We start from the raw sequence: 10755 nt of genomic DNA, 5'->3' as shown, positions 1-10755 counted from the left end.
CGAAGATCCTGACCGGGGACGACGGCCGGGTCCGTGCGGTGGCCACGCAGGAGTGCGAGTTCCCGGCGGACGTGGTCGTGCTCGGGATCGGCTGCTTGCTGCGCAAGCAGGTTGATGGTCCGTTCGCTGCGCTCACGGACCGGGTGGGACTTCGTCCCACCCTCAGCCCTGCGCTGCGCTCCGGGCTGAAGGGATGGCTGGCAAGAAGGGACCATGCGTCGACTTGATGCAGCATGTTGGATTGGCAGAACCTCGCCACCCCCCTCCCTTGCTGCCTCAAATGTGGCCCCTCCGGTGTGCTGACGAGCGCGTAGGGCGATACCGAAAAGGCTCACAGTTCCGCTATGCGGGCGGAACTGGACGGCCCATCAGAAAGGCGCAGCCGAGCACGCATTGGGGCCTGGATACGACTTGGGGCGCGCGGTGCGCCCGAGCGCGGAGGCTCCGCCGACGCGCAACTAGAGATCGTGGTCCCGCTCCCCGATGCCGCCGCGCCGCCCGTACCCGCCCCCGCCTCCTTTCCACTTCCGGGCACGGTGAGCGGCAGCAGAGGGGATGTCAGCAGCCCGACCAGGCATAAACGGTGCTTTGAGCAGTGGATATGTAGAGGCCAGCCGCGAGAGCGCGCAACACCCAGCGCAACGTCATTCCGCAACACTAAGCGCAACGTCTAGTGCAACATCCAGTGCAACGCCTCTGCAGGGTGCTTCCATCTCAAGTCATGATGCCTTATTATTTGAAGTGCCGGGGGGAGGCGAACCCCCGACAACCGCAGGGATCAACGAAGGGGAGAAAACGTGGAGATCAGCATTTCCGGCGGGATCGTGCGGCGGGTTCACGGTGGTCAGGATGCTCCTATGGGGGGTCTGGCAATTCAGGCTCGAACCATCGCAAGTTTCCTGCCGCTTGTGTGCGCACGCATGGGGGCGAAGGTCGTCCACAACTCCGACGCGAATTACACCGGAATTCGCTTTGACACCAAGGTGGGCCCGGTAGTTCTCGAAATGCCGATGGGTAATCAGCCGTACCGGCTCGTCCATGAGTTCATCGAGCCGGACGAGACTGGGCGCACCGAAGTGGAGATGCGGAGGTTTCCGCAGATCTACAAGCCGCAGGGGATCGCGCTCATGACGTCCGAGTTTCTGCGGTCGCGCGGGTTCCTGAAGTAGTGCACCCCGGGGGCGCCCGTTCGGGGCGCCCCCTTCCGTCTGGCAACGGCACGAGGGGAAGGAAAAGTCATGGAGGGTACGCGGATTCCCGAGCAGGCCGAGGAGGCCGGGGCGCCGCTCACGGCAGCGGAGCGGGAGCAGGCTGGTTACGCGCTGCGGGAACTGGTGAACAGCGGCCCTGACGCGCGGCGGGTGCCGCGTGAGCAACTGGAGATGGTGCGGCCGTTCTTCGAGTTGGGTTGGGCGATGGGTGTGCGTACGGGACACACGGTCCCGGCTCTGGCCGATGTGCCGGTAGACCGGGTGACGGTCGCGCGCGCGTTCGTCCTGCTGATGGCCGAGCGTATGGCCGACCCGGTGCTTATCGCTGTGGCACGGAGTCTGGACCCGCAGCGCTCGGCTCCGGTGCTGTGGCAGAAGGTGGACTATCACGGCAGTGTGACCAGTCGACACGGTAGCTACTGGGTGTGCGCGATTCACGCGCACGCCGACCCGTTCAGCGAGGTACCCGAACTCCGCTATGACCTGTGCGAGTTGCGCGGCATCATGACCGTGGTGGTCAGGAACGTGCGTCGGGTGAGCATCACCCCCCTGCCTGAGTACCACAGGATGGAGTGAAAGGCCCAGGTCAGAGGGGGATTCACACACCGCAGAAAAGGTCTATTATTTGATGTGTCGGGGGGCGGTGGCTCCGCCCCTCGGCTCCGCAGAAGTCAACACAGCGTCCGGGGGCGGTGGCCCCGCCCCCGGGCCGCAGCGAAGGGGAGAGCATGACTCAGCAGTTCGCCGAGCGCGCCGTGAACGTTGCCCCGACCGGGGCCCGTAACGCCGGTCTGGCCGATCTGGCCCGCATCCTGGAGGACCAGAACCGCCGCAAGCTGGACGTGATCGCTCCGGCCGCCGCCCTGCGCTTCCGTGAGGGCAACCTGCACGTTGCGGGTGTGGAGTCGCTGATCACCGAGGACGGTGTGACGGACGTGGACGGCGTCTACCGGCCCACCGCAGTGGCCGACGAGGGCATCGCCGACAAGCTGAAGATCCCGCTTGCCTACCTGCGCCGCATGCGTGCCGACAACGTCCCGCTGCTGGACGAGAACGTCAACGCGTGGCTGCGCACCGCCCCCGAGCGGCGTTTCATGCTCCGTGCGTTCCGGGGTGAGCACGGCCCCGGGATGCGGCCGGCCGAGGGCGTGGCCCGCGCGCTGCTGTCCGACAGCTACAAGCTGATGGACAACCTCGACATGCTGCTGGCAGCGCTGGACGGGGTGAAGCAGTCCGGGCACCCCACCCAGGTCACCGGCTGCGACCTGACCGACCGGCGCATGTACGTGCGGGTGGAGTCCGAAGCGGTCGCCGTCCAGGCCCGTAGCCTGCTGCGCGGCTACCGTTCCCCGTTCGACGAGCGCAGCGGTGATGAGCTGCCGATGATCTCCGCCGGGTTCGTCATCACCAACAGCGAGGTAGGCGGCGGTGCCTACACGATCACCCCGCGCGCGGTCGTCCAGGTCTGCCGCAACGGCATGACCATGACCCGGGACGTCATGCGCGCAGTCCACCTCGGCGGCAAGCAGGACGAGGGCGTGGTGTCCTGGTCCGGGCAGACCCAGCGCAAGACGCTGGAGCTGATCACGTCCAAGACCGCCGACGCCGTGCGCACGTTCCTGTCCCGGGAGTACGTCGAGGCGAAGGTGCGTGAGATGGACGACGCGGCCGGTAAGCCGCTGGCCGACCCGACGAAGACGATCGAGCACGTCACCAAGACGCTCAGCATCGGCGCCGAGGCCAAGGAAACCATCCTGGCCCACTTCATCCGGGGCGGGCAGATCACGGCCGGAGGCGTCATGCAGGCCGTCACGTCGACCGCGCAGACCCTCACCGACGCCGACCAAGCCGCCGCCCTCGAAGCGCTCGCGATCCCGGCCCTCACGGCCGCCGCCGCACACGGCTAACCCTCCAGCCCCCGCGCGGGCCGGGGCATCCCCCCGCCCTCCCCTCCCCGGCCCGCGCGGGCCCCACCCGCCCCCAGCGCGCAGCGCCCCACCCCAGCAGGGGCGCGCAGCGCGCCCGCCCCTCCCTGCCGCACCACGCGGCTGCGCAGCAGCCCGCCCGCCGGTCCCCGAAGCGCAGCGCAGGGGACCCCACCCCGGCAAGCGCAGCGAGCCGCCCCCACTGCCCCGGGGCGCAGCCCCGGGGCCACCCGCTGCGCGGGGGAGAGAACGCCTCTGCTGCGCCCCGACCCACCTTGGAGTGACACGCCATGTCTGCACGCCCGGAGCTTGTCCGTCCCGACGACGCCGCCACCGAAGCCGCCATGGACCGCACGTTGACCGCCCTTGCCGCCGTGTTCGAGGCACTCGGGGACGGCGCGCACACGCTCAACTTCGCGGCCGAGCGCACCGACGACGCGTTCGTCACGGGCCGCGCCGACTTCAGTCTCAACACCGACCCGGCCCGCCTGGCCGTGGTCGACGACGCCGAGTTCTACGCCCTCAGTGCGCTGCTGGTGTTCGCCCTGGAGGGCAGCACCGTTCAGCGCGCCGTGCTCATCGCTACGACGGCCGCCGAGCCCCGCCCCCGGGCGTGCGGATGGAGCGTGCGTGACGGGTGGCTGCACCCCATGAGCACGGACGACGTCCGCCGCGCCGTCACCCCCTGCCCGGGCGTCAACGCCGTCCAGCGCGAGGTCTACCCGGCCCCGCACCTGCCTCAGATCACCGACACCGACGAGGAGAGCCGCCACGGGTGAGGAGCCCGCCGTCACCAGCGCACACCGAGCGAAAGGCCCTGCCGCTCATGGACACCACAGTCAGCGGTGAAATGCACCTGCGGCTCATTTTGTCCAGTGACTTTTCCCTACCTGTCCGGACGGGTCTGCGATATGACACGGCCGACCCCTACGCCGTGCACGCCACCTTCCACACCGGAGCCGAGGAAACCGTCACGTGGGTGTTCGCCCGCGACCTCCTCGCCGAAGGACTTCACCGCCCCACGGGCACCGGCGACGTCCGCGTCTGGCCGTCGCGCAGCCACGGTCAGGACGTCGTGTGCATCACCCTGAGCACACCGGAGGGCGAAGCCCTGCTGGAGGCCCCGGCCCGGGCCCTGGAGTCCTTCCTGAAGCGCACCGACGCCGCTGTGCCGCCCGGCACGGAACACGACTACCTGTGTCTCGACGAGCAGCTCTCGCGTCTTCTGACGGAGAGCTAAGGCAAGACGGCCGCCCGTCCGTCGCCGCAGGGTGACGGAACGGGCCGCCCAACAGCACGCCAGCGCCCCCGCCCCCTCCGCACCTGCCCCGACTCTGCTCGGGGCCGGTGCAGGAAGCCCACCCCGGAACGCACAGGAGACAGCGCCCATGACCGGTCCGAGTCTGACCGTAGAGACGCCCGCCGGCCGCGTGCACGCCACCGCCGGTCCCCTCCAGGACGACGCAGTCGTGTTCGAGCTGGGTGGAGCGATGCGCGGCAGCGTGTACGTCACCGGCACCCACGACCCCCACCACTGGAACCGGTTCACCGCCGTGCGCGCGTGTCTGGGGCCGGTGAACTCCTTCCGGGCCACCGCCCCCGCCGAGGACCTGCCGCGGCTTGCCCGCAGCTGCACCGGCTACCGGGGCAGCCTGACCCTCTACCGTGACGACCTCGACCGCCCGCAGGTGACGGTGTATCCGATGGAGTCCGCCGCCGGGCACGAGCCATCGCGCAAGACCGAGGCGACGCTCACCGCGGTCTTGCGCGGCTGCGCCGAGCACGTCGCCCAGCGCGAGGACCTGTTCGTGATCCTGGAGGGCGCCCGGCACCGGGACACTCCGGCCCTGCTGCGCTTCCTGACGTGGTCGGTCGCCCACCACCAGGCCGATGCCGCCCGCCTGGAGCGTGAGGCCCGCGCCGCCATGCCCGCGTGTCGGGCCGCCGTGGCCGCCTGGTGGACCGCAGCACGCTGGTTCATCGCCTGCCCGCACCCGGTACTGCTGCTGGTGCTGGCCGACTACCCCGGGTCGCTGTCCCGCACCGTCGCCGTCGAGCAGTGGCGGGGCCCCTACTGCCGCACCGCGGCCGTGCGCGAGCGCGAGTACGCCCGCCGCGCGCAGGCCGAGGCCGACTCCCTACGCGCCGCACAGGATCAGTCCCGCAGCCGCCGACCGGCCCCGCACAGTGCCACGCCGCAGGAGCCCGAGCGCGCCTACTTCGTGATCGGTCAGTGGAAGGGAGACGGGGAGGTCGAGATCTGGCACATCGAGGAAGCCCCCGCCGACCCAGCCGCCCGGGCCGACGCCCACGACCAGCACGCCAGCGACGCCGAAGACTCCTTCGGCAGCGTCGAGGTCGTCTACGCCACCAGCCCTCAGGCCGCCGCCGAGCAGGCCCGCCGCGAGGCGCGCCAGACCAGCGAACGCATCCACCGCGACCTCACCCACTCCTGACCCTCCCTGGGGGTGGCCCGCCCACCGGGCCACCCCCAGGCGCCCCCCCGGCACGCATCGATGAGAAAGGTTCTGATCATGGGTTGGCTGATGAGTCTCGGCGAGCGCACCCGGCCCGGCGTTCCCCGGTTCGCCGAGTGCCCCGCTCCCGACAAGGCCCGCGCGCTGGCCCTGGCCGACGACTTCGGCCAGCTCTTGTTCGTCCTGCGCCAGTGGCGCCAGGTCTACGGCGAGGAACTGACCGCGTGGACAGCGCGGGTGGAGGCCGACGACATCAGTGCCCTTCCCGCGGAGTTGCTCGCGGTATGGGAGCACGAGGGAGACGTCATCCGCCTGGACACCGAGCCCGGCGGCTACGTGCGGGTATCCGACTACCGCGACATGCCGGCATCCCCGAGCGTCTCCGCCCACACCGCCACCGGCCTTCAGCTGTGGACCACCACCTGATGAATCGAGAGGTGAAGCCGTGACCGGCCAGCCGCGCCCGTGGCGCCCCGAGGACTTCGACGACCACTGCGAAACGTGCGGCGCCGCACCGGGCGAACTCTGCAAGCCGTGGTGCGACACCGGATACACCGCCGACGACTACCGCCGCGACGCCCAGCGCCGCGAGAAGAACGCCCCCGCCCACCGCCCCGCTGCGGAGCCGACCACCAGCCGCCCGAGGACGTAGAGGAGCCGCCGCCATGCCGCAGCAGTTGACCACGCAGAACGAGATGGACGCGTTCGCCGACCAAGTGGCACGCGAACTGGGCACGCACTGCCGCACCCGCCCCGGCTATCCACACAAACTGGGACGGATCATCATCGACGACGACAACCGGGGACTACGCCTCTACCAGTACGACCCCCGGCGCCCCGACCGGCTGCAGATCTACGCCGGACTGCCGGACGAGACCCAGGTTCAGGCGCCGTCGATCAAGGTAACGGCCATCAGCCCGGCCCACGTGGCCCGCGAGATCTCCCGGCGGCTGTACCCCCTGCACGCCCAGGCACTGGAACAGGCCGCCAAGCTCACCGCCCGTCAGCAGGCCGAGGAACACGCCCGCCGCACCGTCGCGGAGACCATCGCCGCCCACCTGCCCGGAGCCCGCATCGAGGAACAGCATCGGCGTACCCGGATCATCTGGCAGCCCACCCCCGCGCCCACCGCACAACACGCCCCCGCCCAGGTCGACAGTCTCTCCGTCACGGTCGGCGCTTCTGGGGAGCGGGTCCAGGTCGAAGCCGGCGGCCCTCCCGACGCGGTTATCCCCATCCTCGCCGCCCTCCCCCGAACGTCGAGGGGGTAAAAGAGCAGGTCAGGGGCGGGTTCACACCAACCACTAGCGCACTATTATTAGTAATGCGAGAGGGGGCAGCCCTCCCCCCGCCCGGCCCCCTCTCGCACTTTCATGACGGCGGCAACCGCCCTCCCCTTTGGCTGGTTCAGCCCTCCCTGCTTAGGAGTTGCCATGCTGCGATCGCTGCGCCGGGCCCTGCGACCGACCCGCCTGCACATCCCCACCCGCCACTTCACGGCCGGAATCGCCGCCCTGCCGCCCACCGCCCGCGAAGCGTTCGGCACAAACGCGAGCGCCGAGGAAGCCGTCGCCTACAACCGCAGCCGAGTCGCCACCGCCACCGCCGTCGCCCTCTACCGCAGCGGCTACCGGCTGCCGATCCCCGACGACCACCTGAATGACGCCGTGCGCGCCCTGGAGTTCCAGCACTCCGTGCCCAGCCCGGAGACCCGCGCCGCCATCCGCGCCGCGCTCGCCGTCCTCGACGCCGACTACACCGTCACCGTCACCCGCTGACGAATCGCCCGCGCCGGGCCGCCCAGCGGGCGGCCCGCAGCTCCGGAAGGAGAGCCGTGTTCCTGGTCGTACCGAACCCCGATCACGGGCTTGTCGCCGCCCCCGAGTCCTCCCGTGACCTCACACCCAGCACCACGGAGTACCTCACCTGCCAGGGGTTCGCCTGGAACGACGACATCGAGGCGTACACACGTCGGACCGACCAGAGCCCCGCAGCCGTGCACCGCGTCGCCCGTGTGCTGCGCGAGATGGGTCACTACGTCTTCTGCGCCCACCGGCCGCTGCCCACCCGCTGAGCACGGCGCCCGCCCCGGCCAGGCAACTACCCCTACTTCGACTGCACCGACGGAGGTCCGCCATGCCCCGGCACCACCGCCCCCAGCCACCCGTCCGATACGCGGCGGCCGAGCACGAGGGAGTGCACCAGGTCGTGGACCAGCTCCACGGGTACGCACTCGGCAGCCACTCCACCCGCGAGGCCGCCGAGGCCACGGCGCGCGAGCTGGCCGCCGACCCCGCCGCCGCCATCGCGGCCGTGGAGACACTCGACGCCGCCCAGAGCGGCCCCGCGGCCGCCGAGCGGCGCATACTGCGCCGCTTCGGGTACGCCTGGAGCCTGCGCTAGGACGAGATGCTGGAGTTGATGCCGGAGTTCGGCTACCACCGCCTGGAGGCCCTGGTCTCCGCCGGCCACCTGGCTCTGGTTTTCAGCCGGGCCGGGCAGCCGTACTACACCACGCCCGAGCGATTCGAGCAGCTGTCGCCGCGCTGGATCCGCGACGGGCAGGAGTCCTTCCCGGCCGCCGAGCTGAACCGCCTGGAACGCCCCCGCCCCGCACGGGAGGCCCTGCCCCGGCGCGAGCGCTACACGCCGTGCGAGCTGCACGGGATCACGCTATGGCGCTGCATGCTGTGCGCGCCGCGCGAGAACTTCGAGTGCAAGTGGGGCGCCTGCACCGCCAACCGCATCGCCCTCTACTGCGAGCAGTGCGCACGAACGGACCCCCGCCGCACCTTCCCGCTACCGCCGCGCCACGACCGCAGCTAGCGGCAAAAGAGCAGGTCAGAGGGGGGTTCACACCAACCCAACAAGGTCTATTATGTTAGTTATCGGCGAAGCGAAAGCCCGGCCGGCGGGTCTCGCCACCACCTCACACCAGGAGGGATGCCACCCATGAAGCCTCTGGAACTGGCCGGACTGCTGGCCGCACCGGCCAAGCAGCCGGTGCGTGACGCACTCCGCCACCTGCCGCCCAGGCAGCTGGATGCACTGATCATCGAAGCACTTACAGTCACCGAGGAGGCGTGGCGGCAGGTCGTGGTCGATCGAGTCGCGGCATTTGCGGCCGGGCAGGAGGGAGACCGCCCGGCGGTGGCTGCGTACTTCACGCCCATCGAGAGGGCGGAAGACGCCATGCGCGTCAGGTGGAGTCCGTTCATCGCGGCACTTACCAGCAGTGAGGACATCCCCGACCTGCGGCACACCACCACCACGGTCACCCTCGTGCCGGTGGGCAAGGCCGCGATGGCCGAAGAGGCCTTCGCCGACCCCGAACTGACCACCGCGCTCAACCGACTCGCGGCACTGGACCCTCCGGGGAGCGAAGACATCCTGCGCGTTCATCTGCCCACCCGGCAGGTCGTCCGCCTGACCTCAACCTGACCCCACTCGCCTCATAGCCCACGTTTCCGCAGCTCAATAGGCATCTAGTCCTCACAGCAAGAAAGGCTAATATTTGATTTTGGTCGGGAGGGAAGCCCTCCCGACCGCGCTCATCCGCCACTACGGCAAGGAGAAGGAGAGCCCTCATGGCTACCGCCGTCTCGACCCCGACCGAATCGCCCGCCCCTCCCGAGGAGAACACCACGCAGGTCGTGTTGCTGGACGCCGCGCTGCTGGTGCGTGACGAGTGCAACGCCCGTGAGCACGACACCGAGCCGGACCAGAAGCTGATCGCTTCCGTGAAGGAGATCGGCGTCGAGGAGCCCATCAGCGTCAGGCCCAAGCCCGACGGCACCTACGGCGTGTTCAAGGGCTGGCGCCGCGCGCAGGCCCAGCAGGCCGCGAACGCCACCGCCGAGGCGGAGGACCGCCCGGTGCGGGCTGTGAAGGCGTACGTGCGTGAGGACCTGGTGGGCCGCGACGGCTGGACGCGGTTCTTGTCCCTGGTGGAGAACGACCACCGCGAGGGCATGAGCGAGCGCGACACCCTCAAGGCGCAGGAGCTGGCGCTGATCGGCATGGACGAGGTCGAGCGGCGCAGGGCCGTCAGGGCGCTGGGGGTCGGGAAGAACGCGGCCAAGCAGGCGAAGGCGGCGCAGAAGCTGGACGACGCCGCGCTGCGCCGGGCGGCTGCCGGTGGGATGGATCTGGAGCAGACCGCCCAGCTGGCCGAGGTTCAGGACGTGCCGAACGCCGAGCGGCGGCTGCTGCGGGCGCTGGAGCGCGACCACGAGGAGGGCAGTGGCGGGCGCGGTCACTGGGACCAGGAAATGGCGCTGCTGAAAGCCGAGCAGGCCGACGCCGCGAAGCGGGCCAAGGTGCTGGCGGAGCTGGAGGAGGCGGGTATCCCGCTGTTGACGCGGTCGTTCTTCGGTCAGAAGGACCCCTCCCATCCGCTGTCGGAACTCACCACCGGTCTGGGCAACCCGCTCACCGAGGACAACCACAAGGGCTGCCCCGGCCACAGCGCCCGGCTGGACGACGAGCACCGGCCCGTGTGGCACTGCGCCGACCCGGCCCAGTACGGCCACAAGGTCCGCCCCAAGCCGAAGAAGCCGCGCACCGAGCAGGACGAGAAGGCGGCCGAGGAGCGCCGGAAGGTCATCGCCTGCAACCGGGCATGGAAGGCCGCCGTCGGACCGCGCCAGGAGTTCGTCACCCGGCTGGTGCGCATGAAGGCCCTGCCGGACGCCGCGCGCGTCTTCGCGCAGGAAGTGCTGCTCACCCTGCCCTACTACTACAGCTCCTGGACCGACAAGCACGAGGTGGAGACCCTCGCGCGGTTCCTGGGCGTCAAGGAGCCGGAGAAGGCCGACCTGGCCGAGACGGCGGCGCAGCTGCCCAAGGCCCGCCTGGCCAACGCCCTGTTCGCGCAGGTCGCCGCCGCCTGCGAGTACGGCATCCGCGAGCCCAAGACCTGGTCGCACCTCACCACCTGGCAGGCCCGCTACCTGCTCCAGCTGGAGTCCCTGGGCAAGGCCGACAACGGCAGCTACCAGCTCTCCGAGGTCGAGCAGCAGGCCGTGGCCAGCCACCGGCCCGCCACCGACAGCAGCAGCGCCGGTGACACCAGCGCCGAGTCCGACGGCGACGCCAGCGCGGACGCCTGACGTTCCCTCATTCCCCAGTGCTCCGGCCGGG

The 10755-nt window shown here is 70.3% G+C and carries 16 protein-coding genes; all 16 read left to right on the top strand.

Going from position 1 to position 10755, the window contains the following annotated elements; all coding sequences use genetic code 11:
• On the top strand, positions 1-227 hold a 227-nt coding region (locus ABTZ58_RS35900), incomplete at its 5' end, for a hypothetical protein (protein WP_351366361.1).
• Between the two features lie 570 nt (positions 228-797).
• Entirely contained in the window at positions 798-1169 is a 372-nt protein-coding gene (locus ABTZ58_RS35895) for a hypothetical protein (RefSeq protein WP_351366358.1), read from the top strand.
• A gap of 69 nt (positions 1170-1238) precedes the next feature.
• Entirely contained in the window at positions 1239-1787 is a 549-nt protein-coding gene (locus ABTZ58_RS35890; protein ID WP_351366355.1) for a hypothetical protein, read from the top strand.
• Positions 1788-1939: 152 nt separating this feature from the next.
• A complete protein-coding gene (locus tag ABTZ58_RS35885; protein WP_351366352.1) occupies positions 1940-3118 on the top strand; it encodes a DUF932 domain-containing protein in 1179 nt (392 codons plus the stop codon).
• Positions 3119-3426: 308 nt separating this feature from the next.
• Positions 3427-3915 (top strand): hypothetical protein, encoded by a 489-nt coding sequence (locus tag ABTZ58_RS35880; protein ID WP_351366349.1) that lies wholly within the window; start codon positions 3427-3429, stop codon positions 3913-3915.
• Positions 3916-3962: 47 nt separating this feature from the next.
• The gene (locus tag ABTZ58_RS35875; protein ID WP_351366346.1) at positions 3963-4376 is read left to right on the top strand and encodes an SsgA family sporulation/cell division regulator; all 414 of its coding nucleotides are present in this window, start codon (positions 3963-3965) and stop codon (positions 4374-4376) included.
• A 148-nt stretch (positions 4377-4524) separates the two neighbouring features.
• Positions 4525-5592 (top strand): hypothetical protein, encoded by a 1068-nt coding sequence (locus ABTZ58_RS35870; RefSeq protein WP_351366343.1) that lies wholly within the window; start codon positions 4525-4527, stop codon positions 5590-5592.
• Positions 5593-5670: 78 nt separating this feature from the next.
• Entirely contained in the window at positions 5671-6039 is a 369-nt protein-coding gene (locus ABTZ58_RS35865; protein WP_351366340.1) for a hypothetical protein, read from the top strand.
• A gap of 19 nt (positions 6040-6058) precedes the next feature.
• Positions 6059-6265 carry a hypothetical protein gene (locus ABTZ58_RS35860; RefSeq protein ID WP_351366337.1) on the top strand — a complete coding sequence of 69 codons (207 nt, stop codon included), beginning with the start codon at positions 6059-6061 and terminating at the stop codon, positions 6263-6265.
• Between the two features lie 13 nt (positions 6266-6278).
• Positions 6279-6884 carry a hypothetical protein gene (locus tag ABTZ58_RS35855; RefSeq protein WP_351366334.1) on the top strand — a complete coding sequence of 202 codons (606 nt, stop codon included), beginning with the start codon at positions 6279-6281 and terminating at the stop codon, positions 6882-6884.
• A gap of 162 nt (positions 6885-7046) precedes the next feature.
• Positions 7047-7391, top strand: a complete 345-nt coding sequence (locus ABTZ58_RS35850) for a hypothetical protein (protein ID WP_351366331.1) — start codon at positions 7047-7049, stop codon at positions 7389-7391.
• A 56-nt stretch (positions 7392-7447) separates the two neighbouring features.
• The gene (locus ABTZ58_RS35845) at positions 7448-7687 is read left to right on the top strand and encodes a hypothetical protein (protein WP_351366328.1); all 240 of its coding nucleotides are present in this window, start codon (positions 7448-7450) and stop codon (positions 7685-7687) included.
• 62 nt (positions 7688-7749) lie between these two features.
• Positions 7750-8016, top strand: coding sequence for a hypothetical protein (locus tag ABTZ58_RS35840; protein WP_351366325.1), 267 nt, complete (start codon positions 7750-7752; stop codon positions 8014-8016).
• Between the two features lie 6 nt (positions 8017-8022).
• A complete protein-coding gene (locus tag ABTZ58_RS35835; RefSeq protein WP_351366322.1) occupies positions 8023-8439 on the top strand; it encodes a hypothetical protein in 417 nt (138 codons plus the stop codon).
• Positions 8440-8565: 126 nt separating this feature from the next.
• Positions 8566-9054 carry a hypothetical protein gene (locus ABTZ58_RS35830; protein WP_351366319.1) on the top strand — a complete coding sequence of 163 codons (489 nt, stop codon included), beginning with the start codon at positions 8566-8568 and terminating at the stop codon, positions 9052-9054.
• A gap of 146 nt (positions 9055-9200) precedes the next feature.
• Positions 9201-10724, top strand: a complete 1524-nt coding sequence (locus ABTZ58_RS35825) for a ParB N-terminal domain-containing protein (RefSeq protein WP_351366316.1) — start codon at positions 9201-9203, stop codon at positions 10722-10724.
• Positions 10725-10755: the final 31 nt, after the last annotated feature.

Source organism: Streptomyces sp. NPDC094143 (assembly GCF_040303825.1).
In the GTDB taxonomy this organism is placed as follows: domain Bacteria; phylum Actinomycetota; class Actinomycetes; order Streptomycetales; family Streptomycetaceae; genus Streptomyces.
This window is presented reverse-complemented; position numbering and strand designations above follow the sequence as displayed.